Origin of the sequence: Flavobacterium esculini (assembly GCF_048284325.1) — a bacterium.
Classification (GTDB): Bacteria; Bacteroidota; Bacteroidia; order Flavobacteriales; family Flavobacteriaceae; genus Flavobacterium.
The window spans coordinates 1-24,881 of record NZ_JBLVPI010000002.1; the positions used below are offsets into that span (position 1 = coordinate 1).

The 24,881-nt window shown below is 35.2% G+C and carries 17 protein-coding genes and 1 pseudogene; 10 read left to right on the top strand and 8 right to left on the bottom strand.

Going from position 1 to position 24,881, the window contains the following annotated elements:
• The 3 genes and pseudogenes from ACNQGG_RS01720 to ACNQGG_RS01730 all read left to right on the top strand — a co-directional run.
• Window positions 1–4,391: Ig-like domain-containing protein (locus tag ACNQGG_RS01720; RefSeq protein ID WP_417960950.1), on the top strand; the 4,391-nt coding region annotated here is incomplete at its 5' end.
• A 53-nt stretch (window positions 4,392–4,444) separates the two neighbouring features.
• Window positions 4,445–5,371 carry a PorP/SprF family type IX secretion system membrane protein gene (locus tag ACNQGG_RS01725; RefSeq protein WP_417960952.1) on the top strand — a complete coding sequence of 309 codons (927 nt, stop codon included), beginning with the start codon at window positions 4,445–4,447 and terminating at the stop codon, window positions 5,369–5,371.
• A gap of 12 nt (window positions 5,372–5,383) precedes the next feature.
• Window positions 5,384–7,337, top strand: a pseudogene (locus tag ACNQGG_RS01730) (OmpA family protein).
• Between the two features lie 367 nt (window positions 7,338–7,704).
• On the opposite strand, the gene ACNQGG_RS01735 reads toward ACNQGG_RS01730, so the two are convergent.
• The 3 genes from ACNQGG_RS01735 to ACNQGG_RS01745 form a co-directional block, all read right to left on the bottom strand.
• Window positions 7,705–11,136: a hypothetical protein gene (locus ACNQGG_RS01735; protein ID WP_417960955.1), complete on the bottom strand. Its 3,432-nt coding sequence runs from the start codon at window positions 11,134–11,136 to the stop codon at window positions 7,705–7,707.
• Window positions 11,137–11,417: 281 nt separating this feature from the next.
• Window positions 11,418–12,674: an aspartate kinase gene (locus tag ACNQGG_RS01740; protein WP_417960957.1), complete on the bottom strand. Its 1,257-nt coding sequence runs from the start codon at window positions 12,672–12,674 to the stop codon at window positions 11,418–11,420.
• Window positions 12,675–12,702: 28 nt separating this feature from the next.
• A complete protein-coding gene (locus tag ACNQGG_RS01745; RefSeq protein WP_416856178.1) occupies window positions 12,703–13,182 on the bottom strand; it encodes a GNAT family N-acetyltransferase in 480 nt (159 codons plus the stop codon).
• A gap of 169 nt (window positions 13,183–13,351) precedes the next feature.
• Here ACNQGG_RS01745 and fbp point away from each other — a divergent pair, with 169 nt between their 5' ends.
• Window positions 13,352–14,371, top strand: coding sequence for a class 1 fructose-bisphosphatase (gene fbp, locus ACNQGG_RS01750; RefSeq protein ID WP_417960959.1), 1,020 nt, complete (start codon window positions 13,352–13,354; stop codon window positions 14,369–14,371).
• Window positions 14,372–14,422: 51 nt separating this feature from the next.
• Here the strand turns inward: fbp and ACNQGG_RS01755 are convergent, their stop codons facing one another.
• The gene (locus ACNQGG_RS01755) at window positions 14,423–14,854 is read right to left on the bottom strand and encodes a tellurite resistance TerB family protein (RefSeq protein ID WP_417960961.1); all 432 of its coding nucleotides are present in this window, start codon (window positions 14,852–14,854) and stop codon (window positions 14,423–14,425) included.
• Window positions 14,855–15,043: 189 nt separating this feature from the next.
• Here ACNQGG_RS01755 and ACNQGG_RS01760 point away from each other — a divergent pair, with 189 nt between their 5' ends.
• From ACNQGG_RS01760 to ACNQGG_RS01770, 3 genes are read left to right on the top strand one after another with little or no spacing between them, the layout of a single operon-like run.
• Complete coding sequence (locus tag ACNQGG_RS01760) at window positions 15,044–15,637, top strand: HupE/UreJ family protein (protein ID WP_417960963.1); 594 nt, start codon at window positions 15,044–15,046, stop codon at window positions 15,635–15,637.
• Between the two features lie 5 nt (window positions 15,638–15,642).
• Entirely contained in the window at window positions 15,643–16,074 is a 432-nt protein-coding gene (locus ACNQGG_RS01765; protein WP_035669575.1) for a deoxycytidylate deaminase, read from the top strand.
• Window position 16,075: 1 nt separating this feature from the next.
• Window positions 16,076–17,650 (top strand): S41 family peptidase, encoded by a 1,575-nt coding sequence (locus ACNQGG_RS01770; RefSeq protein WP_417960966.1) that lies wholly within the window; start codon window positions 16,076–16,078, stop codon window positions 17,648–17,650.
• Between the two features lie 47 nt (window positions 17,651–17,697).
• Here ACNQGG_RS01770 and ACNQGG_RS01775 read toward each other — a convergent pair whose 3' ends face one another.
• From ACNQGG_RS01775 to ACNQGG_RS01790, 4 genes are all read right to left on the bottom strand, one after another.
• Window positions 17,698–18,447, bottom strand: coding sequence for a lysophospholipid acyltransferase family protein (locus ACNQGG_RS01775; protein WP_417960968.1), 750 nt, complete (start codon window positions 18,445–18,447; stop codon window positions 17,698–17,700).
• Window positions 18,448–18,515: 68 nt separating this feature from the next.
• The gene (locus ACNQGG_RS01780; protein ID WP_417961557.1) at window positions 18,516–19,121 is read right to left on the bottom strand and encodes an FAD-dependent oxidoreductase; all 606 of its coding nucleotides are present in this window, start codon (window positions 19,119–19,121) and stop codon (window positions 18,516–18,518) included.
• Window position 19,122: 1 nt separating this feature from the next.
• On the bottom strand, window positions 19,123–19,320 hold the full coding sequence (locus ACNQGG_RS01785; protein WP_416848202.1) for a hypothetical protein: 198 nt from the start codon (window positions 19,318–19,320) through the stop codon (window positions 19,123–19,125).
• 123 nt (window positions 19,321–19,443) lie between these two features.
• Window positions 19,444–20,022: a MarC family protein gene (locus ACNQGG_RS01790; protein ID WP_416856183.1), complete on the bottom strand. Its 579-nt coding sequence runs from the start codon at window positions 20,020–20,022 to the stop codon at window positions 19,444–19,446.
• Window positions 20,023–20,270: 248 nt separating this feature from the next.
• On the opposite strand from ACNQGG_RS01790, the gene ACNQGG_RS01795 reads away from it, so the two are divergent.
• The 3 genes from ACNQGG_RS01795 to ACNQGG_RS01805 all read left to right on the top strand — a co-directional run bounded on the left by ACNQGG_RS01795 (window position 20,271) and on the right by ACNQGG_RS01805 (window position 24,691).
• Window positions 20,271–20,837, top strand: a complete 567-nt coding sequence (locus ACNQGG_RS01795) for a DUF3109 family protein (RefSeq protein ID WP_417960969.1) — start codon at window positions 20,271–20,273, stop codon at window positions 20,835–20,837.
• Between the two features lie 263 nt (window positions 20,838–21,100).
• Window positions 21,101–22,078, top strand: a complete 978-nt coding sequence (locus ACNQGG_RS01800) for a ribonucleotide-diphosphate reductase subunit beta (RefSeq protein WP_282727534.1) — start codon at window positions 21,101–21,103, stop codon at window positions 22,076–22,078.
• Between the two features lie 198 nt (window positions 22,079–22,276).
• Complete coding sequence (locus tag ACNQGG_RS01805; protein WP_282710924.1) at window positions 22,277–24,691, top strand: ribonucleoside-diphosphate reductase subunit alpha; 2,415 nt, start codon at window positions 22,277–22,279, stop codon at window positions 24,689–24,691.
• Window positions 24,692–24,881: the final 190 nt, after the last annotated feature.

Below are 24,881 nucleotides of genomic sequence, written 5' to 3' on the forward strand. Positions count from 1 at the left end.
GTATTTCAGGAACGGGATTGGTAACAGCCAATGCTAATTCATATACATTTACGTTGACCAATGTTTCAGGATGTACTTCGTTAGACAGTAGTTCGATTGTGGTGAATGCGCAACCAGTTACACCAGCCGCCTCGACTATATCCTCAACTACAGCGACTTGTTCATCAATTGGCACGAGCACGATTAGTAATTATAGTTCTTCAAATACTTATGTTTTTGATCCCGCAACAGCAGGAATCACGATAAACACCACAACAGGATTGATCAGCGGCCTAACCATTGGAACATCATATACGGTAACTGCAGGAAACGGAAGTTGTACATCAGTGGGATCACTATCTTTTAGTAATGCAGCACAATTGGCAACTCCAAGTGCTACATTAGTATTAAGCGGAACAAGTTCAATTTGTATAAGTGCAACAACTAATATAAGTGTAGCAAATTCAGAAGTTGGAATTAGTTACCAATTAAGAAATGGAGTGACAAATGTAGGGACAGCGGTTATAGGTACAGGAGGAACGATTAGTCTTTCAACAGGAGCATTGAATTCAACTACTACTTTCAATGTTTTAGCAACAAATACTTCTACTACTTGTTCTACACAATTAACAGAAACTGAAATTGTAACTGTAAATAATTGTACGCCAGTAGCTTCGAACAGTACTATAAATGTAGCTGAAGAAAGTACCAATACAGGACTGGGATTAACCGTACCAACGGATCCTGACACTACTATTCTTACTATTGCTATTACAGGATTACCAACTTTAGGAACAGTAACCTTGGCTGACGGAACATCAGTAACTAATGGACAAACGCTTACTAGTACCCAATTGACAGAACTACAATATGACGCTCCAGCGGATTATAATGGAATCGATACAGTAGGTGATTTTGCTTACATTGTGAGTGATGGAACCACAGTGGTAAACGGACAAACTAGAATTGCTGTAACAATTGTTAACGACCCACCGGTTGCCGACAACGACCCGGCAACAACCGCTTACGACACGAACGTTGATATTTTGGCTTCAACAGGCGACACCGATATTGATGGCAGCATCAACTTGGCGAGCATTGACTTGGACCCAACAACACCAGCGAACGAAACTACCTTCACGGTAACAGGCGAAGGAACTTACACGGCCAATGCCAATGGAACGGTAACTTTTAATCCATTAGCAACCTTCAGTGGCATAACGACATTAGTCAACTACACCATCGAAGATGCAACAGGAACTAACTCGAATGTGGCTACCCTGCAAATAACCGTAGCAAACAACCCACCGGTTGCCGACAACGACCCGGCAACAACCGTTTACGACACGAACGTTGATATTTTGGCTTCAACAGGCGACACCGATATTGATGGCAGCATCAACTTGGCGAGCATTGACTTGGACCCAACAACACCAGCGAACGAAACTACCTTCACGGTAACAGGCGAAGGAACTTACACGGCCAATGCCAATGGAACGGTAACTTTTAATCCATTAGCAACCTTCAGTGGCATAACGACATTAGTCAACTACACCATCGAAGATGCAACAGGAACTAACTCGAATGTAGCGACCCTGCAAGTAACCGTAGCAAACAACCCACCGGTTGCCGACAACGACCCGGCAACGACCGCTTACGACACGAACGTTGACGTTTTAGCTTCAACAGGCGACACCGATATTGATGGCAACATCAACTTGGCGAGCATTGACTTGGACCCAACAACACCAGCGAACGAAACTACCTTCACGGTAACAGGCGAAGGAACTTACACGGCCAATGCCAACGGAACGGTAACTTTTAATCCATTAGCAACCTTCAGTGGCACAACGACATTAGTCAACTACACCATCGAAGATGCAACAGGAACTAACTCGAATGTGGCTACCCTGCAAATAACCGTAGCAAACAACCCACCGGTTGCCGATAATAATACTAATAGTAGTATTTCGTCAACCGCAGGTGCTACAGTTATTAGTCCATTAGCAGCAACTGATATAGATGGAATGGTATTGAGTTATACTGTTTTAAGTTTACCTGCAAACGGAATTTTAGCTTTGTCAGGAACGGCAGTATTCATAAATCAAGTGTTGACAGCAGCTCAAGTAGCTTTGTTGACGTATGATCCAAGTGGAACATTTGTAGGAAACGACATATTTACTTTTACTGCAACAGATAATAATGGTGCATTAGATGTTACGCCTGCAACGATTATCATTCCAGTTGGAAACAATGTGCCGATAGCGAATAACAATACCAATGCAGGTATTCTATCCACCGCAACAGCTATATTAATAGCTCCATTGACGGCTACGGATACCGATGGAACGATAGCGAGTTATACTATTTTAAGTTTACCTGCAAACGGAATTCTGGCTTTGTCAGGAGTATCGGTAAACATAAATCAAGTGTTGACATCAGCTCAAGTAGCTTTGTTGACGTATGATCCGAGTGGTTCTTTTTCAGGAAATGACAGCTTTACATTTACAGCTACGGATAACAATGGTAGTTTAGATTTGACACCTGCTACAATAACAGTAGTAGTTAACCCATCAATCGATGCCACAAATGATGTGATGTTAGCAGCAGTTCCAGGAGGAGTTGCAACCATAACGCTAAGTTTATTTGGCAATGACAGTGTAAACGGAAATTCATTTACTCCATCACAAATAACTTTGACGACATTGCTAATTGGTGGAGGAATCGTGATGAATGCAGACGGAACATTAAGTATTCCAGCTAATGCACCATCAGGAAGTTACCCAGTAATATACACAATCTGTACTGTAGCAACGCCTGTGGTTTGTGATACAGCAACCACAATGATTGTTGTTAACCCATCTGTTGATGCCACAAATGATGTGATGTTAGCAGCAGTTCCAGGAGGAGTTGCAACCATAACGCCAAGTTTATTTGGCAATGACAGTGTAAACGGAAATCCATTTACTCCATCACAAATAACTTTGACGACATTGCCAATTGGTGGAGGAATCGTGATGAATGCAGACGGAACATTAACGATTCCAGCTAATGCACCATCAGGAAACTATGCGGTGACTTATACCATTTGTACCAAAGCGACGCCAGTGGTTTGTGATACAGCAACCACAATGATTATTGTTAACCCATCTGTTGATGCTACAAATGATATGATGCCAGCAGCAGTTCCAGGAGGAGTTGTAACGACAACACCAAGTTTATTTGGTAATGATAGTGTAAACGGAAATCCATTTACTCCATCACAAATAACTTTGACGATATTACCAATTGGAGGTGGAATTGTGATGAATACAGACGGAACATTAACGATTCCAGCTAATGCACCATCAGGAAGCTATTTAGTAATTTATACAATTTGTACTAAAGCGACGCCAGTGGTTTGTGATACAGCAATCACAACAATCATTGTTAACCCGTCAATCGATGCCACAAATGATGTTACTACAACAGTTCCTGCAGGAGTTGTGACGGTACTTCCAACTTTGTATGCAAATGATAATGTAAATGGCAATCTATTTATCCCATCACAAATAACTCTAACAGTACTACAGCCAATCGGTGGAGGTATTGTAATGAATGAAGATGGAACATTATCTATTCCAGCCAATGCACCATCAGGAAGTTATGCTATAAGTTACAGGATATGTACTAATGCAACCCCAGTGGTTTGTGATACAGCAACAAAAACAATAATTGTTGCAGAAAATCCAAGTATTGCTTTGGTGAAGACAGCAACTTTCAATGATGAAAATGGAGATGGGTATGCTCAAGCTGATGAAACTATTTCATATTCTTTTGTAATTACAAACACAGGTAATGTTGCTCTTTCTAATGTTTCGGTCAAAGACAATTATTTGCCAGATGTAATTCTAACAGGTAGTCCAATAGTTAGTTTAGGAATAGGAAAAACGAATAGTACAGCTTATACAGCAATATATTCTATTAAACAGAATGATATTAATGTAGGTTCAATTGTAAACCAAGCTTCAGTGACTGCTACAAGTTTAAATGGGACTGTTATAACTGACCTGTCAGATGATTCAAGTGATCTTGATGATAAACCAACGGTGTTAGGCATTTTAGGATGTGTACTAGAAGTATTCAATGCAGTTTCTCCAAATGGAGATGGAGACAATGATGTGTTTTATATTAGAGGACTAGAATGTTATCCAAAGAATACTGTGGAGATTTATAATAGATGGGGTGTTTTAGTTTTCGAAATAAACGCTTACAATAATTCAGATAGAGCCTTTAAAGGAATTTCAGAAGGAAGAGTAACCGTTAATCAGGCCGAAGAATTGCCAGCAGGAACGTACTACTATATTTTGAGATATACTGACAGCGCTTCAATAGGACATGAGAAGGCCGGATATTTGTATATAAATAGATAAACATATTTTCTGAGGGTTAGTTAACATACCCTCAGAACCTAAAAACAAAAAATATGAGAATAAAATTAGTATTGTTTTTATTGCTATTATCGGGAGTAATTAGAGCCCAACAAGATGCTCAGTTTACCCAATATATGTACAATACCATTAATATCAATCCTGCTTATGCGGGTTCACGTGAAGCGATCAGTATTTTTACACTGCATCGAACTCAATGGGTTGGTTTAGATGGTGCGCCAGTTACAAACACAGCATCTATAAATACTCCTATAAACGGAAGTAATATAGGTTTGGGAGTTTCTGTTGTCAACGATAGAATTGGACCTTCTGATGAAAATAATATTGCGGTCGATATTTCGTATAGCATCAATACTTCTGAGAGATATAAATTATCATTTGGATTAAAAGCTTCAGCGAATCTACTCAACATAGATTTTACGAAGTTGAATAAGTATGATAAAAATGATTACGCATTTGACACCAATATTGATAATAAGTTTTCTCCCAATATAGGAGCTGGTTTGTATTTTCATTCAGATAACACTTATGTAGGATTGTCGGTTCCTAATTTATTGGAGACGCAACATTTTGACAGATATGCTGGTACAGCATCCAATAGTCACGTAGCCAAAGAGAAGATGCATTACTATTTTATAGCAGGTCATGTATTTGATTTGAGTGCCGATGTAAAATTTAAACCGTCGATTTTAACAAAGATGGTTCAAGGAGCACCATTGCAAGTAGATTTGTCAGCTAATTTTTTAATAAATGATAAATTTACCGCAGGAGTTGCTTACAGATGGAGTGCCGCTTTGAGTGCTATGGTGGGTTTTCAAGGTAGTGATTCTTGGTTTATAGGCTATGCTTATGATATGGAAACTACAAAATTGGCCAATTATAATTCAGGATCTCACGAGATTTTCTTGCGCTATGAATTGTTCAATAGTTATAATAAAATAATTTCTCCTAGATTTTTCTAAACTCTTATCTTTATGAAAGTTAAAAATTTTATTTATAGTACAATTTTGTTTAGCGTAGTTCATTTGGGTTACGCACAGAAAGCAAAAGTGGCCGGAGCAGATAAACAATATGAATAATTATGCTTATGTTGATGCAATTGCTACCTATGAGCGTGTGGCCGAGAAAGGGTACAAAAATGAAAAGATGTTTCAAAAGTTAGGAAACGCATATTATTTCAATGCCGAATTAGAAAAGGCCGCAAAGTGGTATGGAGAACTTTTCACAATGAATCAGGAGCAAGAACCAGAATATTATTATAGATATTCCCAATGTTTGAAAGCAGTTGACGATTATAGTAAGGCGGATAAAATGCTTGAATTATTTAATAAAAAATCTGGTAACGATCAAAGAGCCAGATTATTCGAGAAGAATAAAGATTATTTAGCAGAAATCAAAGCAAACTCAGGACGTTTCAACATAGAAGATGCAGGAATAAACTCAGAGTTTTCAGATTATGGAAGCTCCTTTTCAGGAAACAAATTAGTTTTTGCTTCCGCTAGAGATACTGGCGGGGTATCCAAAAAAGTATTCAAATGGACCAATCAATCCTTTACAAACCTGTATAGCTCAGAAGTTAATTCGAATGGGACATTGGCAATGCCAAAAAGATTTAGCAAAGTAATCAATTCCAAATTTCATGAGTCTACTCCGGTTTTTACTAAAGATGGTAAGACAATGTATTTCACCCGAAATAACTATTTAGATGGAAAGAAAGGGAAAGACAGTCAAAAAGTAACCTTGTTAAAACTATATAAAGCGACATTAGAAGAAGGAGAATGGAAGAAGGTAATCGAACTTTCTTTCAATAGCAACCAATACAGCGTAGCACATCCGGCATTAAGTTTTGATGATAAAGCCCTGTATTTTGCTTCGGATATGCCAGGTACTTTTGGGAAATCAGATTTATTTAAAGTTTCCATTAATGATGATGGTAGTTTTGGTGTTCCAGAAAATTTAGGTAAGTCTATTAACACAGAAGGTAGAGAAAGTTTTCCCTTCATCTCCAATGATAATGAATTGTATTTTGCTAGTGACGGTCGTCCTGGATTGGGAGGATTGGATATTTATGTTGCTAAAATCGAGGCGAATACTACTTTTGGAGAAGTACAGAACATAGGTTCACCAGTGAATAGTTCAAATGATGACTTTGCATTATTGATAGACAGCCAGAGTCGTAACGGTTTTTTTACTTCAAATAGATCAGAAGGAAAAGGGTATGATGATATTTATAAATTTACCGAAACCAAAAAATTGATTTGTGAGCAACTTTTAAAAGGTGTTATCACGGATCGGGAAACAAAAACTGTATTGTCAGAATCAAAGGTAAGTCTGTTTGATGAAAAATTCAAATTCTTAAAAGAAATTACTGCAGATCTAAATGGAGCCTATCGATTTGAGGTGGTTTGTGGAAAGACTTATTATATAAGAGCTGAGAAGAGGGATTTTGAAACTAAGGAAGGTGTAATTGCTATCCCGATTGCATCAGGAGTGAGTGAATTGCCTTTAGCATTGGATAAACGAATTAAACCAATAGTAGTTGGGACAGATTTGGCCAAAACATTAAATATACCAATCATTTATTTTGATTTGGATAAATCCTTCATTCGAAAAGACGCAGCATTTGAGTTAGAGAAAGTGTTAGCGGTAATGAAAGAGTATCCTAAGATGAAAATTGATGTTCGTTCTCATACGGATTGCAGACAAATAGCAAAATATAATGAAGCTTTGTCTGATAGAAGAGCTAAATCTACCGCGACTTGGTTGATTAAAAATGGAATTGAAGTCAACCGATTGGCAGCCAAAGGATATGGAGAATCTCAATTGGTTAATGATTGTGGTTGCGAACCAATCAATAAGTCAAGTTGTACCGAAGAACAGCATCAAGACAACAGACGTAGTGAATTTATCATTGTTTCGATGGAATAATAAATTATTATGTTGGCATAAAAATTAGGCTGTTCATTTTGAACTGCCTAATTTTTTTTATTAAATTGGAAAATATTATAAGTTTTGTTTCCGTTTTTTATTGATGTAATATTTTCCTCCTCTAGGACCGGTGTATCCTTTTTTACAGTTGTATTCGCTGGTAATTTTATCGGTCTCTGTGATTTTGTTTTTAATATTTTTTCTGTTTTAGTGGCTTTAGCTGCGCTTTGTACTTAACAGCTTTGTCTTTAGCTTCTACAGTAATAATACTAATTTTTTCATGATGTAGTTAATTTAACGTTGGGATTGTTAAATATAATTTCAGAATAAATTTAATAATTTCATTTTGAATAATTGAGGTAATAGCTTAAAAATAAGCCCTCAATTGTACGTTTCCTGTGTGAATGGGCTGGCTAGATTCACTTTTTCTTCCTTGGTAATTTAAATTTATATCCAAAAATTGGGTCAGGTTTTTTTGTAGTAATAATCTCCAAGTCAAGTTTTGACCCGTTTGCAATCCTTCTAACATTTGGAAACCAACCGAAGAGAATTCATTTCCTTTAAATTTATTTTGATAAAAAGAAACCTCTCCATTCATGGTGAATTTTTTATCACTCGAATAAGAAAACGAAGTTCCGAAGCGATTTTGTACTAATTTACCTAAAACCCCAATCTGATTTTCTTTGTTTTGCAATTCATAAAATAAATCCCAACTAGTGTTTTTGGAGAATAAATAACTGATTTTTGAAGCCAATTGATAGCCGCTTATACTATAATTTTTTTCAGAAAAATTTTCAGATTCAATAGCGGTTTGAATTGTTTTTGTAAAAAAATTAAACAACCACCTTTTTTGGTATAAGTTGGTATATTGTAGTTGATGTGAACTGTTTTTTGCTTCTTGAGTTCCTATTGACAATAAATTTTTTGTTTGATTTTGTAAATAGGAATATGTAATGGAATGTTTTTGTTTCCCTCGATTATAAAACAAACTATTCCTAAAACTGGAGTTCAATCCCAGCACATTTTCTTTGGAAGAACTAAAAGGATTTAATTCGAAATCGTCACCTTCGCTTTTTATTTTTCGATCAATTATAAAGGCCGTTTGATTATAAAAAAAGGATAGTGATTTTTTTAATCCAAGTTCATTTTGCCATTGATTTGGGTTTATGGTAACAGATTGTGAGAACTTATTTTGATGTGTTTTTATGTAAATTCGGTTCGGTAAGAATATCCGAATGTATTTTGCCTGGTCGATAAATGGAGCGATTTCAAACTCTTGTAATTCCTGAATTCCATTACTATTGTAGTCATTCCAGGTATAAACACCTTGGCCAGCCGGAACTTCTAAGTATGTGAATTCCTGTTGCGGAATACTTCCTGAATTGGTTTCATAAACAGTCGTGCTTTGAATTAATTGATTGAAAAAACGGTCTGAATACACTATCCTGGAATTTAAGGAAGCTTCTTTTTTCTTAGTTGGATCAGCAAAATCAAGTACTCTATAATTCACATAAGCGGTTAAATCACTTTTGTTTGTTTGAATTAATTTTGATTTCAAGTAGTACGTTTGCGATGCATTTACGCGCTGGATAAATCCATTTTGTAAACTATCATTTTTTCGTCTCAAATAGCCTAATTCTACAAAAACTTTAGTGCTGTCCCCGCGTCCTGTAAAAAAACTATATTCAGTGAATCTTTGGCTTAAAGCCGAAAATTTATTTGTAGTTTTTATTTTTTCTTGATTGTCTTCTAATCTTAAGCCGGTTCCAATCCAGTTGGTGTTAAAATGAAATCGAGTCTGCGTTTGGTTTCTATAAAATTTAGAAGATGATTCAACTCCATCGCTTTTTAAGAAATTGCCATGATTTTGAATCGTCCAATTTTTCAATTTAAATACGGCATTTATAGTATGTCTGCTGCCGGAAAAGCTTTCAGAGAAATCCAGTTTTTCAAATTGATAGTTGAGTAATCCTTTGTTCTGGAGATTTTCTTTTGGATTTAATTCGAAATGTAAGCCAGAAACCAGTAAACTTTGATTTCCGATGGCAGTAATTCCTAAATTCCAATCTCGGTCAAATTCAATGCTGTAAAGACGTTCCACAGATTTGAAATTTTTCTGGATAAATTGGTAACTGGCAAAAGCGTCAATATTCCATTTTTTTGAAAATAAGCGTTGTTTTGCATTTATTTTAGCTGCTAAGCCACGGTTGTCAGAATCATCTGTAGAGGAGAAAAGATTTTTATCATTGTTACTGATTCCTATTTCATAATCAAAGGTTGTTTTTTCTGTTGGCTTATACTTTCCTAAAAATGTTGCCACTTGAATTTTCGTGGGAGAAACTAATGGTATTGTAGGTTCATAATTTCCTTGCGGAGTAGTATTAATTGGCGGGGCATATTCATAAATTCGGCCATTAGCCGATGAATTTTTCAAGATATAATTTCCTTTATTTGCACCCACTAAACTGAATCGAACATTGAATAATTCAGCTTCGGGGTTGTTCGAATATTCGAAAATTTCAATAGAATTAAAGTTTGTTTTTCGATACAACACTTTATTATCCGAATAGGAATCTGGATAGGCAGAAGGTGCCGTCATCAAATCCGGATTGTCACCGGCATTCACTAAAATCTGGGCTTGTTCTGGAGAAAGATTCTGTTGTAAGGGTTGGTTTTTTAAATCACTTTCGGAATATAAATAGCCTCCAAAACTCCATTTCTCATTTTCGTGTGAAGCTCCGGCATAAGTTACAAATCGAGAGTAATTCCGATCCGAATATTGGTATTCTATAGCGATTCGCATTTCGGAAGTAATAGTGAAAAGAGGTGTAAACACAATTTCTCCAGCATTATAGTCGATGGTGTAATCATTATTTTCGCCTCGTTTCAATAAAGTGCCGTTTACATAAACCCGTTCTGAACCTGAAATGACAAGAACATATAATTCGCCATTTTGCCCTTTTAATTTATATGGGCCCTGATTGCCTTCCTGACCAACAAAATTGCTTTTGGCATATTGCCCTTTGACTAAAGCGACCGATGCAAAAACATTGGTTTTGCTGTCTTCAGTTCCGAAGTTAAAATTAGTGGAGAGTCCCTGTACTTTTTTATTGAAATTAAGGAACTGTGTGTTTTTGTTTTCAAGAAAAACATCTCCGGCTCTAATATTCCATTTGTCACTAAAAAGTTCCATGAAAATATTGTCAAACTGATCTAATTTTTGAGAATAACCTCCATCTTGCAAAGGAATATTGCTGTCTTGCAAGGAAGCCCTGAGGCTCACTTTCTCGGATAGTTTTCCTGTGATTTGTAAATCGAGGTTCGAATTTAAAACGGTGTTTTGATTGTTGCCAATAGTAACACCACGTGTGATACTTCCGGAAGTGTTTAATCCGTCAAAAGGGATGTTTTTTTTGATTGGATTTGTTTCAATTTTATATAAATTTCCTGTTGTGGCTTCGTTACTGACTATTTGGCTTGAATCATAAATGCGATATTCTCTAGTTAGGATTTCAGGAAGTTTGAGATAATTAATCCTAATGGAGTCTGACTGTTGAGTGAAATTTTTATTAAAAATTAAGAAAGCTTTCTGGAAATTTATTTTATAAAAAACGGTGTCTATTGGTTTTTCATTGGCATCAAGCACTTTGAAGAAACTCGAATTGATACTTTCATTTTCAAGATGAATGGTATCACGGGTAGCGGGTATTTTTTTTGTTTTGTATAACGAGTTAGTTTCCTGGGCTTGCAGTCCGGAAAAACACAGTATTAAAAATAAAAACACTACTTTTTTTAACATAAATACTTAAACTCGAAAGTGTCAAAAGTAGTATTTATAATTGGTAAATTGTAATTAGGATATTTGAGGTTGAAATTGGGATTTTAGAGTGAAATTAGTATGATGCCTGTCATTGTGTGGGACGAAGCAATCTTATTTGCAATGAAAAAAAAATACCGCAAATTTACAAATTTTAAAATCTGCGAATTTGCGGTAAAATTATGAAATGACTTCTATTTTCGGTTTCGTCCCCCTCTCCTTTGCAGGGTCCCTGAAGCGTCGTGAGAGAAGAGGATTTTCTTCTAACTTTCTTTCGTTACTATCTGCATGGTCTCACGGCTCACTTGTTTCAATAAAACAGTTTTGTTTTCTTCAACAGTTGCAGCTGCTTTATCATTGAAATGTCTAATGGTATATAAAGTAACATTTTCGTTAAATTCTACTTTGAATTTTTTCGAAAGAATGGCATTCAAATCTTTAAAATTTTCAAATTTGTCTTCAACACATACGGAGAAACTGATCGCTGAATTTTGAATCAAATTCACTTTTATTTTAAATTGGTGAAACAAAGCAAAAATTTCGCTGATGTTTTCTTCCATGATAAAAGAGAAATCTATTGACGAAAGCGAAATTAAGAGTTGGTTTCTTTTAACAATAAAACAAGGTAAATAAGGTTCTAAATCGGCGCCTTTGGCAACACGAGTTCCTGGTAGCAAAGGATTAATAAACGATTTTACAAACAAAGGAATTTCCTTTTTTTGCAAAGGTTGTAAGGTTTTCGGGTGAATAACCGTAGCGCCATAAAAAGCCAATTCTATCGCTTCACGGTAGGAAATTTGGTTCAGCAAACTTGCATTTTCAAAATACCTGGGGTCAGCATTCATAACTCCAGGAACATCTTTCCAGATGGTTACACTTTCTGCATTTAGGCAATAAGCAAAAATCGCAGCAGTATAATCAGAACCTTCACGACCTAAAGTAGTGGTAAAGTTATTTTCGTCAGATCCCAAGAAACCTTGAGTAATATTTAATGTTTTTCTTTTTACGTTTTTGGCAATATTTTTTTGGGTCAATTCCCAGTCTACTTCGGCATCTCTATAAGTAGCATCGGTTTTTATAAAATTCCGCACGTCTAACCACTGCGTTTTTATTCCCATAAAGCTCATAAAATGGCTTAGGATAGTGGTAGATATTAATTCACCATAACTTACGATTTGATCGTAAACGAAATTATAATTTGGCGATTTATTATGCGCTAAAAAATATTCTAAGTCAGAAAATTGATTGTTTACGGCAGTAAAAACTTCGTGCTTTTCTTCTTCAAACAAATCCATCAGAATTTGATTGTGGTATTTTTTTACCTCTTGAACCGATGAATTTAATTCAGCCGATTTATCAAAATAATTTTTTATTACGGTTTCAAGTGCATTAGTGGTTTTTCCCATTGCAGAAACGACCAATAATACATCCTCATAACCTACTTTTTGCAAAACGTCATATACGTTTTTTATTCCTTCGGCATCTTTTACAGAAGCACCACCAAATTTGAATACTCTCATACTTTTTTAAACAAAAAAATTTGTAATTTTATTTCAATCTATTATCTACAAAATAGTTAATCCCTGCTTCATCCATTTGTGCCACGTACCAATCTCGGAGCACTTTTGCACCTGATTTTTCATAAAAATCAATTGCAGGAGTATTCCAGTCAAGAACATGCCAGTCAATTCTTCGAACATTATCTCTTTTCCCTTGCTTGATAATTTCAGAATACAAAGCATAGCCTAATCCTGTTCCTCGCATTTTATCTTTTACCACTAAATCTTCCAGATGGATTATTTTTCCTTTCCAGGTAGAATAACGATAATAATACAAAGCGATACCTACAATTTCAGATTCCACTTCGGCAACAAAAACATGAAATAAAGGAGTTGTTCCAAAACCATCGCGGATTAAATCATCAACAGTGATAAGAACTGCATCAGGCTCTTTTTCAAAGTCCGCTAACTCTTGAATAAGTCCTAAAACCGCTTCCATGTCTTCTGGATTTCCTTTTCTAATGTTCATATATTCTTTTTTTAATGGTTGAATTGCTCAAAATAAAGCATTTTCTACCCATTATTCAACTATTTTATAAGCAAATATACAATACTGCCAAACTAAGTAAATATTATTCAATTCATTTTCACAAAAAATCCGATATTTGTGACTTCAAACTAACTACAACGATTTCTTAATGGAAGAACGCAACAGAACACTAGGTGAATTTATCATCGAAAATCAAAATGCTTTTCAATATTCGTCAGGCGAATTGTCCCGAATTATCAATTCTATACGATTGGCAGCGAAAGTAGTCAACTACAAAGTAAACAAAGCTGGACTAGTAGACATAATTGGTGCCGCAGGTGAACAAAATATACAAGGGGAAGATCAGCAAAAACTCGATGTGTATGCCAATGATATTTTTATTCAAACTTTAATCAACCGTGAAATTGTATGTGGAATCGCTTCCGAAGAAAATGATGATTTTATTACAGTAGAAGGAAGTGACAAAAGCCATAATAATAAATATGTGGTTTTGATGGATCCTCTCGACGGATCTTCTAATATTGATGTAAATGTTTCCGTAGGGACAATATTCTCGGTGTACAGACGCGTTACTCCAATAGGTACTCCTGTTACAATTGAAGATTTTTTACAGCCGGGAACGAATCAGGTTGCTGCTGGTTATGTGATTTATGGTACTTCAACAATGCTAGTCTATACTACAGGACATGGCGTAAATGGATTTACATTAAATCCGGCAATTGGAACCTTTTATTTGTCGCATCCCAATATGCAGTTTTCTAAGGACGGAAATATTTATTCTATCAATGAAGGAAACTATGTTCATTTTCCGCAAGGGGTGAAAGACTATATTAAATATTGCCAACTCGAAGAGGAAGACAGGCCTTATACTTCACGCTATATAGGAAGTTTAGTTTCTGATATTCATAGAAATATGATAAAAGGGGGGATTTATATTTATCCAACAAGTTCTAAAGCTCCAAAAGGTAAATTACGTTTGTTGTATGAATGTAATCCAATGGCGTTTATTGTGGAACAAGCTGGTGGTAAAGCTTCTGATGGTTTTGGAAGTATAATGGAAATTGTGCCTACTGAATTGCATCAACGTGTTCCTTTTTTCTGTGGAAGTTATAATATGGTAGAGAAGGCCGAAGATTTCATGCAAAAAGCAAAATTAAGCAAATACTAAAAACAACTATAAAAAAAGCTCCTAGAATTTTTAGGAGCTTTTTTATGATTTTTATTTATGCATATTTTGCATTTCGAAAAGGAAAGTATCTAAATCTACTTTTTTATCTACTAATGATAATGCTTTTGATATGATATAGTTCACGTTTTCACCATTAAAGCCTAATGCTACTCCAATTTTCCCTAACAATAATTCTTGTTTATCTCCTAAATGATGATCAACATGAACCATTCTGGCTAAATCATACAAACGTTCCAGTCTTTGCTCGTGTAAATAGGGAGCGTTAATAGGATATTTTAATGGGTTTTCTAAAATTTCGGTATATTCTTCCGGAGAAATTTCTAGTCTGACGGCCAGTTTATCCAAAAATAATTTTTCCTCTGGAACAAACTTTTCATCGGCAAGTGCTACACGAACTATGGCTGAAAAATGACCTTTATTTCTTTGTTTGAATTCGCTATCAAATAAATCTGAAAATGACATAATTATTAATTTTTTATCTTACAAAGATAAATCTATTTTTAAATTATTGATTTTAATTTTATTTTAAATTATGATTTGTTAATCAAAGTGTTTTAAATCCTTTTTTAAGGAATGATTTATATTTTCAAAACAATCATTTTCAAAATTAATCGTAAGTTTACAACCCCTTATCAATATAATAAATTACCTATGTCAGAATTTTGGATTTACTTTCAAATAGGGTTAAAACACGTTTTGGATATTCATGCGTATGACCATGTTTTGTTTTTAATAGCATTAGCTGTTCCTTTCTCTTTTAAGGATTGGCCGCGAATAGTACTCTTGATAACGCTGTTTACAATTGGACATACGTTGGCTTTAGTACTTTCCGTTTTTGGTATAATTGCAATAAAAGTGAATGTTGTTGAGTTGTTGATACCAATAACGATATTAATAACAGCCTTGTTTAATCTTTTTACGGCTGGTAAATCCAGTAAAAAAGAAAGTATAAATTTGGTGTTTTTTATAACACTTTTCTTTGGGATTATTCATGGTTTGGGTTTTTCAAACTATTTTAAATCAATTTTGGGAGGAAGTGGAACCTCTAAATTATTGCCTTTGGGCGAATTTGCATTGGGGATAGAAGCAGCTCAAATTATTGTAGTTTTTGTTGTTTTGGTATTGTCTTATATTATCCAAACTTTTTTTAGATTCTCTAAACGGGATTGGACTTTGGTGATGTCAGCCTTTATAATAGGAGTAGTTTTGCCAATGATTATTGAAAATGAAATCTGGATTAGATAAAAATAATGGAATCAAAAAAATTAAATAAATACGATAAAGCGTATCTTAGAATTGCGACTGAATGGGGACTTTTGTCTTATTGTAAAAGAAAGCAAGTGGGGGCAATCATCGTAAGAGACCGAATGATTATTTCTGATGGTTACAACGGAACGCCATCCGGATTTGAAAACTGTTGCGAAGATGAAGAAGGGTTAACGCGTTGGGATGTGTTGCACGCTGAAGCGAATGCTATTCTCAAAGTGGCACGATCAACACAGTCTTGCGAAGGGGCAACATTATATATTACGCTTTCACCTTGCAAAGAATGCAGTAAATTAATCCATCAATCGGGGATAAAAAGAGTGGTGTATCACAATGGATATCGTGATGATTCAGGAATTCAGTTTTTGATAAAAGCGGGAGTAGAAGTGGAGCATATTCCAGTATTAGAAGAATAAAATGAAAACTGATAATAAATACCTACCTATAATTATTAGTGTGGCTCTTGGTTTAGGAGTTGTTCTGGGCGGGTTATTGAATGCTCCAAATCAAAGCTCCTTTTTTGCTAAAAACAGTTCGAAGAATAAACTCAATAAACTGATTGATTTTATTGATAATGAGTATGTTGATAATGTCAATACAGATTCTATTGTAAATCTGACCGTTGACAATATTTTGGCAAAATTGGATCCGCATTCTGTATATATTCCACCAAGTGAGCAAGCTGAAGTTGTGGAAAGCATGAAAGGAGATTTTGTGGGTATAGGTGTCAATTTCTATATGTACAATGATTCGGTGGCGATAATAAAACCAGTTGAAAATGGCCCTTCGGCAAAAGCAGGAATAAAAGCGGGCGACCGAATTTTGTATGCTGATAAAACCAAATTATTTGGACGTAAATTGCCTAATGACAGTTTGTTTTCTAAACTAAAAGGTACTGTAGGTTCCGAAATTGAACTTACCGTTTACAGAAAATCAGAGCGTAAAAAAATTAAATTAATAGTAAAACGAGATGTCATTCCTCTGAAAAGCGTTGATGTTTCTATGCTTTTGAAAAATAATACCGGTTATATAAAAATAAATCGATTTGCCGAAACTACTTACGGCGAGTTTAAAAGAGGTTTGGATGCGTTGAAAAAAGAAGGTGCTAAATCATTAATTATTGATCTTCGGGATAATGGTGGCGGTTATATGGAAGAAGCCATTGCAATTGCCGATGAATTACTGAAAGACAAACAATTAATTGTTTTTACCAAAAATAAAAAAGGAAACACCGATAAAACTTTTGCGACTGAAAGAGGAAGTTTTGAAAACGGAAATGTTTTTGTATTAATTAATGAAAACAGTGCATCAGCAAGTGAAATTCTCGCGGGAGCCATACAAGATAATGACAGGGGGACAATTGTGGGCCGACGCTCTTTTGGGAAAGGATTGGTGCAACGCGAGATGGATTTTGACGACGGATCGGCAGTTCGGTTGACTATTGCGAGATATTATACGCCAACCGGGCGTTCCATTCAAAAGCCGTATGCTAAAGGAAATGATGCGTATTTTAAAGAATCGGATAATCGTTTTGAAAACGGGGAACTGTATGAAAAAGACAGTATAAAAGTTTCGGATTCTTTAAAATTTAAAACTAAAAAAGGTAAAATCGTATACGGAGGTGGAGGGATTGTTCCGGATGTTTTTGTGCCGCTTGAAGTAGAGCATGGGAATGAAAGTACTGCTTATTTGTTGCAGTCGGGTGTTGTTGGACATTTTGTATTTGAGCAATTAGACAAAAATAGAAATGCTTTTAAAGGATTAACTTTTCAACAATTCATGACGAAGATGAATGAAACGGATGTGTATTTCAATTCGTTTCAAAAATATATTTTTGAAAACGGATTGGATTTGAAATTTGGAAAAAGCAAGTTGTTAGTAAAACGTTATGTAGCTGGAGAATTCGCCAGACAATTGTATGGTGAAAAGTATTACTATGAAATTGTATTGAAAGAAGACGCGATGATTAAAGCGGTTTTAAAGAATCAATAGTAAAGAATTGCCTCTTTTTTACACGGATTAAATTTATAAAATTACAGCTAATTTTCACTGTCCCAATCTTTTCTATAGCGAATGAGTTCTTTATCGATTATGTCTTTGGATGTGTTCAATAGATAGGTTGCATCCTCAGAGTAAATAGGAGCAAAGAAAGTTATTTTAATTTCGGTGGTAGGTTTTCCAAAACATTTTAAAAAATGTGGAATAAAAGTGTCGTTTCCTATGAAGGCATCCGTTTTTTCTTTATAATCAATCGCAATAGGTATAACTGCGGATTCTATTTTGGTTGCCATGACAAATGAGCCATAATTGAAAGCTAGAGTTGTAGGCAAATCATGAGTTGTGCCTTCAGGAAAATTGATGATTGAGTATCCTTTGCTAAGAACTTCCCGAATATTTTCGGCGGTGTTTTGTCTGCTTTTTGAACATTTTCTGTCCACAAATAACACCCCTGATATTTTACAGATGTATCCAATAAGTGGCCATGAAGCGACTTCTATTTTTCCAACAGGATAGGCATGGATTAGATTTACAATTACGATTGGGTCAAAATAAGACCAATGATTGGCCACGATTAACCCTTGTACGGTGGGTTTTTCGCCATAAACGATGGTGCGTATACCTAAAATTACATTTGATGTTTTTATTAAAAAATCGCGTAATACAAGTGCTTTTTTAGAATTAGTTTCTTCACTCCAAAAGAAACTCATGAAATAGAAAATAATCGAGAAAAAGGAAACAAATACTATAAAAACGATGAGTCTTATGAAGCTCAATAATAGTGATAACATAAAAATTGATTAATGAAAGTGTAAACCTACCATTATTTTTCTAGAGATTTTTCACAATGAAATTCTATTTATCTAATACTATCATGACAATGCGTTTGCACGCCACCATTCCATAAAGTTAGAATGTCAGTAGCAACGGCAGCGCCACTTCCGGCAGCAATGGCCAGTTGACTTCTCCAGCCCGCTAGAGTTCCTATAACATAAATCCCATCAGTAACTTTGTGGTCACTATTTTTAAGTTGGATTCGTTGTTTTTCAGGAAGTGCTTTTTTGTGCGGTTCTACATAATGCATTAATCCGTCTATTGCAAAAGTGTTTGCAGACCCAATGCCAATGACGATTGTTCTGGTTTTGTAAGTGCTCTTGTTTGTAGTTATGGTGAATTCAGGAAAAACACCTTCAATTTGCAGCACTTTTTCATTCGGAATTTGTGTAATGTGTGGATAGCTTTCTGAAAGATGCTGAATACTCTCGGTCAATAATTCAGATCCTAGTTTACCTGCAGCGATTCCATAAGCATTATTAAACAATGCATCTTGCAGAGCAGATGCTTTTTGATGAGTGAAAACACCAATTTTTTTATCAGTGGCAAAAGATTTGTTTTTTGCGGAACCCAAAACGAGCGTGCATGACATTCCGGAAACACCGCCACCAATAATTAGAACATCAAATATGTTAGTCATGCATTTTTTTTTCAATTTCTTTCGACATTCTAAAGATAACAAGAATTAGAACGGCACAAAATGAAGCTGCAACACCAATTAGAGCGTACATGCTATCACCTTGAAATAGATGCTTAAAATCAAGACGTGTAATATTAAAGATAATTAGAGCAACTGCTAAAAATATCAAAATGTTAGTAAAGATTTTCATAAGATTTTTTGTTTTTAATATAAAAATAGATGGTTAGGAATATTTCTTTTGGAAATTTAAGTCCAAATAAAATCAAATTATTTTATATTATTGCGTTATGGGGTAAATTTATGAAAATTTATTTTAGACAAACAAACCTTTAACATTCGCAGCGAATAATTTAACAGCAATTGCAAGAAGTACCACTCCAAAAGTCTTTCGGATGACTCCAAGTCCATTTTCTCCTAACATCCGTTCAATTTTAGCAGAAGATTTCAAAACGATATATACCAGAATAATGTTTAAAATAATGGCAACAATAATATTGATGGTCTGAAATTCTGCTTTCAGGGATAATAAAGTGGTCATGGTTCCTGCTCCTGCAACAAGTGGGAATGCGATAGGAACAATTGAAGCGGAGCTAGCTGCTTCATCACGATACAATCGAATGCCTAAAATCATTTCCAATGCTAGAAAAAATAAGACAAAAGACCCCGCTACTGCAAAAGAATTGACATCGATTCCAATTAAATTTAAGAATTCTTCTCCTATAAAAAGAAAGACAATCATAATTGCTCCGGAGGCCAAAGATGCTTTTTCGGATTCAATATGGCCGAATTTCGCTCTCAAATCGATGATAATAGGAATAGTACCAATGATATCAATTACGGCAAAAAGTACCATACTTACGGTAACAATTTCTCTGATGTCAAATCCTATCATAGCTTTTTATTTACAAAGTTAAACTTTTCGGATAAAATAGAATGGTATTGTGATTTATTTAGGCAGTTTTTTAAGATTGGAAAAGAATAATTATTTTGGTTATTTTTTTTATATACTATACTTAATATTAGATTGTTACTGTTGATTTGTTACTCAATTTTCTGATAAAGTTAAAGTTGATTTTTATCTAAAAAAATACAATTTACTTTGACTACCTTTGCTCTTTATAATCACAGTAACCCAAAAGAATGTTTCAATTAGGAAAAACCATCGTCTCAGAAGACATACTCAAAAAAGATTTTGTTTGCAATTTATCAGCCTGTAAAGGGGCTTGTTGTGTAGATGGCGATGCCGGAGCTCCATTGAGTATTGAGGAAACTAAGATATTAGAAGAAATCTATCCTAAAGTAAAACCATTTCTTCGTAAACAAGGAATTGCTGTTATTGAGGCGCAAGGGACTTGGGTAACAGGGACAGATGGTGATCTTGAAACACCACTGATTGACGATAAAGATTGTGCTTACGTGATTTTTGACGGAAAAACAGCACTTTGCGGTATCGAACAAGCGTACAATCAAGGAATAATTGACTGGAAAAAACCAGTTTCTTGTCATTTATATCCTATTCGTGTAAAAGATTTTACTGAGTTTGCCGCTGTCAATTATGACAAATGGGATATTTGTGATGCAGCCTGTTCTTTAGGTCAGGAACTCGAAGTTCCTGTTTACAAATTTGTTAAAGAAGCCTTAGTTAGAAAGTTTGGAGAAGACTGGTATGCAGAGCTTGAAAAAGTGGCTCTGGACATGAAAAAATAAATCTAAAAAAAAATAAATTTTTCTTGTTTTCTGTTTTTAAAATCCTATATTTTACGGTACTTTACACTCTTTTTTAGATTTTAAGTAACTGATATACAGTTTTTTATAGTTTATGCGAAAAAGGTCCTAATTTTTTCTATTTGTTAAAAACTAGGTCCGATTGTGAATAAGTTTGACTTTTAATTTCGGCAATATTTCACAATCTTTGTAATCCACAGAAAGCATAAAATTTCGTTAAAATCTCAATAAAATAAACAATTATAATGGCGCAAGTTGAACCAATTTTACAAGAAAATAAAAATCGTTTCGTAATTTTTCCTATCAAACACCATGATATTTGGGAATTTTATAAAAGTATGGAAGCCAGTTTCTGGACTGCTGAAGAAATCGATTTGTCACAGGATTTAAACGACTGGAATAACAAACTTTCGGACGAGGAACGGTATTTTGTAAAACACATTTTAGCATTTTTTGCTGCTTCTGACGGAATCGTAAATGAAAATCTTGCTGAAAATTTTGTAAACGAAGTGCAATATGCTGAAGCAAAATTCTTTTACGGTTTTCAAATCATGATGGAAAACATCCATAGCGAAACGTATTCTTTGTTGATTGATACCTATGTGAAAGATGAAGTGGAGAAAGATGAATTGTTCAATGCTTTAGAAGTTTTTCCTGCGATTAAGAAAAAAGCAGACTGGGCCTTGAAATGGATTGAATCTGATTCGTTTGCAGAGCGTTTGATTGCTTTTGCAGCGGTGGAAGGAATTTTCTTTTCTGGAGCGTTTTGTTCTATTTATTGGCTGAAAAAACGTGGATTAATGCCAGGATTGACGTTTTCTAACGAATTGATTTCTCGTGATGAAGGCGTTCATTGTGATTTTGCAGTGCATTTACACAACCACCACTTGGTAAATAAAGTTCCAAAAGAAAGAATCAGAAGTATTATTGTCGATGCTTTGAATATAGAGAGAGAATTTATCACGGAGTCACTTCCTGTGAGTTTGATAGGGATGAATGCGGTATTAATGACACAATATTTAGAATTTGTTGCCGACCGATTATTAGTAGAATTGGGTTGCGACAGAGAATACAATACCTCAAATCCTTTTGATTTCATGGATATGATTTCGCTTCAAGGGAAAACAAATTTCTTTGAAAAGAAAGTGGCCGAATATCAAAAAGCAGGTGTTATGAATACCGATGAAGATGCTCAGAAAATTAGTTTTGATGCTGATTTTTAGAAAACAGTTATCGCATCATCGGGTATTTTAGCCCCGATGGAAGGGAATATCCTTTCTAGTCCTGAACTTGTTTCAGGATCCTGAAACAAGTTCAGGACTAGAAAGATTGGAATGACAGCGGGATTAGCTTCCCAAAAAAATGAAACAAATACTCAAAAACGGGAAAGGGATTTTCTGTTTTTTAAAACAATTAAGCGTATGTACGTAGTTAAAAGAGATGGGCACAAAGAGCCGGTAATGTTCGACAAAATCACAGATAGGATTAAAAAACTATGTTATGGTTTGAATGATTTAGTTGATGCCGTGAAAGTGGCAATGCGAGTAATTGAAGGGCTTTATGATGGTGTTTCAACATCTGAGTTAGATAATCTTGCTGCCGAAACTGCGGCTTCGATGACTATTGCGCATCCGGATTATGCACAATTAGCCGCTCGTATTGCAATCTCAAATTTACATTCGAATACAAAAAAATCATTTTCGGAAACGATGAATGATATGTTCAATTATGTAAACCCAAGAAACGGTCAATATGCTCCGTTGCTTTCTGAGGAAGTACATAAAGTGATTATGGATAATGCGGAGTTTCTAGACTCACATATTATATACAATAGAGATTTCAATTACGATTATTTTGGGTTTAAAACTTTGGAAAGATCGTATTTGCTAAAAATAAACGGTAAAATTGTAGAGCGTCCGCAACACATGTTAATGCGGGTGTCAGTCGGGATTCACTTAGACGATTTGAAATCGGTAATAGAAACCTACGACTTAATGTCGAAAAAGTTCTTTACGCATGCAACGCCAACATTGTTCAACGCTGGAACGCCAAAGCCTCAAATGTCTTCTTGTTTCCTTTTGGCAATGCAAGATGATAGTATTGACGGGATTTATGATACGTTGAAACAAACGGCAAAAATCTCCCAATCGGCAGGTGGAGTTGGACTTTCTATTCATAATGTAAGGGCTACCGGTTCTTACATACGTGGGACAAACGGAACTTCAAATGGAATTGTTCCGATGTTGCGTGTTTTCAATGATACCGCTCGTTATGTGGATCAAGGTGGTGGAAAACGTAAAGGTAGTTTTGCTATTTATATCGAAACTTGGCATGCGGATATCTTTGAATTCCTAGACTTGAAAAAGAATACCGGAAAAGAAGAAATGCGTGCAAGAGATTTGTTTTTTGCCATGTGGACTTCAGATTTGTTTATGAAAAGAGTACAGGAAGACAGTTATTGGACATTAATGTGTCCTAATGAATGTCCTGGATTGTATGATGTGTATGGTGAAGAATTTGAGGCGATGTACATTGATTACGAGAAACGTGGAAAAGGTAGAAAAACCATCAAAGCACATGAATTGTGGGAGAAAATTCTGGAATCACAAATCGAGACTGGAACCCCTTACATGTTGTACAAAGATGCTGCCAACAGAAAATCAAACCAAAAAAATCTAGGTACGATTCGTTCTTCGAATTTGTGTACCGAGATTATGGAATTCACTTCGAAAGATGAAATTGCGGTTTGTAACCTGGCTTCACTTTCGTTGCCAATGTTTGTGGAAAACAAAAAATTCAATCACGATTTGTTGTTCACCGTTACAAAACGCGTGACCAGAAACTTGAATAAAGTTATTGACAGAAATTATTATCCGGTACAAGAAGCGGAAAACTCGAATATGCGTCACAGACCAGTTGGTCTTGGAGTGCAAGGATTGGCCGATGCTTTCATTATGTTGCGTTTGCCATTTACGAGTGACGAAGCGAAGAAACTGAATCAGGAAATTTTTGAAACTTTATATTTTGCTGCCGTTACCGCTTCAATGGAAATGGCCAAAGAAGAAGGTCCTTATTCTACTTTTGAAGGGTCGCCAATGTCACAAGGAGAATTCCAGTACAATTTGTGGGGAATGAAAGATGAGGAATTATCCGGTCGCTGGGACTGGGCTTCCTTGCGAAAAGAAGTGATGGAACACGGAGTGAGAAACTCCTTGTTAGTAGCGCCAATGCCAACGGCTTCGACTTCTCAAATTTTGGGTAACAACGAGGCATTCGAACCTTATACTTCTAATATTTATACCAGAAGAGTGCTTTCGGGAGAATTTATTGTGGTAAACAAACACTTGTTGCACGATTTAGTGGAGCGTGGTTTGTGGAACGAAACCTTGAAACAAGAGTTAATGCGAAATAACGGTTCGGTTCAAGACTTAAACATTCCGCAAGACTTGAAAGAACTGTACAAAACCGTTTGGGAAATGTCCATGAAAGACATTATCGATATGTCGCGTCAACGTGGTTATTTTGTGGATCAATCACAATCGTTGAACTTATTCATGCAAAATGCCAATTATTCTAAATTGACATCGATGCATTTCTACGCTTGGCAATCCGGATTGAAAACGGGAATGTATTATTTAAGAACAAAAGCTGCAGTGGATGCAATTAAATTTACATTGAACAATGATAAAAAAGCGGAGCCAATCGAAATTAAAGAGCAACCCATCGCTGTTCCTGTAGTTGCAGAACAAGTAGAAATGACTACCGAAGAATACAAAGCAATGATTGAATTGTCTAAAAATGCTGGTCCGGACGATTGTGAAATGTGTGGGTCTTAGGAATTGTAGAATGATGATTAACGATTTTTGATTTTTGATCGAAAATCAGTATAAATAAACCTTTTACATTTTGGCGAAGGAGAAATTTTAAGCAGTTATTGTAATGATAGCTGCTTTTTTTTGGAGCAATTTCCCGCTTTCCGTTACAATCTTTTTATTTTTAAAGAAAAAATAAAAAGGATTTCCACTT

Bases quoted from the DNA above. Each gene is read 5' to 3' on its own strand.
- ACNQGG_RS01725 (WP_417960952.1), top strand. From the start codon at position 4,445: ATGAGAATAAAATTAGTATTGTTTTTATTGCTATTATCGGGAGTAATT.
- ACNQGG_RS01735 (WP_417960955.1), bottom strand. From the start codon at position 11,136: ATGTTAAAAAAAGTAGTGTTTTTATTTTTAATACTGTGTTTTTCCGGA.
- ACNQGG_RS01740 (WP_417960957.1), bottom strand. From the start codon at position 12,674: ATGAGAGTATTCAAATTTGGTGGTGCTTCTGTAAAAGATGCCGAAGGA.
- ACNQGG_RS01745 (WP_416856178.1), bottom strand. From the start codon at position 13,182: ATGAACATTAGAAAAGGAAATCCAGAAGACATGGAAGCGGTTTTAGGA.
- fbp (WP_417960959.1), top strand. From the start codon at position 13,352: ATGGAAGAACGCAACAGAACACTAGGTGAATTTATCATCGAAAATCAA.
- ACNQGG_RS01755 (WP_417960961.1), bottom strand. From the start codon at position 14,854: ATGTCATTTTCAGATTTATTTGATAGCGAATTCAAACAAAGAAATAAA.
- ACNQGG_RS01760 (WP_417960963.1), top strand. From the start codon at position 15,044: ATGTCAGAATTTTGGATTTACTTTCAAATAGGGTTAAAACACGTTTTG.
- ACNQGG_RS01765 (WP_035669575.1), top strand. From the start codon at position 15,643: ATGGAATCAAAAAAATTAAATAAATACGATAAAGCGTATCTTAGAATT.
- ACNQGG_RS01770 (WP_417960966.1), top strand. From the start codon at position 16,076: ATGAAAACTGATAATAAATACCTACCTATAATTATTAGTGTGGCTCTT.
- ACNQGG_RS01775 (WP_417960968.1), bottom strand. From the start codon at position 18,447: ATGTTATCACTATTATTGAGCTTCATAAGACTCATCGTTTTTATAGTA.
- ACNQGG_RS01785 (WP_416848202.1), bottom strand. From the start codon at position 19,320: ATGAAAATCTTTACTAACATTTTGATATTTTTAGCAGTTGCTCTAATT.
- ACNQGG_RS01790 (WP_416856183.1), bottom strand. From the start codon at position 20,022: ATGATAGGATTTGACATCAGAGAAATTGTTACCGTAAGTATGGTACTT.
- ACNQGG_RS01795 (WP_417960969.1), top strand. From the start codon at position 20,271: ATGTTTCAATTAGGAAAAACCATCGTCTCAGAAGACATACTCAAAAAA.
- ACNQGG_RS01800 (WP_282727534.1), top strand. From the start codon at position 21,101: ATGGCGCAAGTTGAACCAATTTTACAAGAAAATAAAAATCGTTTCGTA.
- ACNQGG_RS01805 (WP_282710924.1), top strand. From the start codon at position 22,277: ATGTACGTAGTTAAAAGAGATGGGCACAAAGAGCCGGTAATGTTCGAC.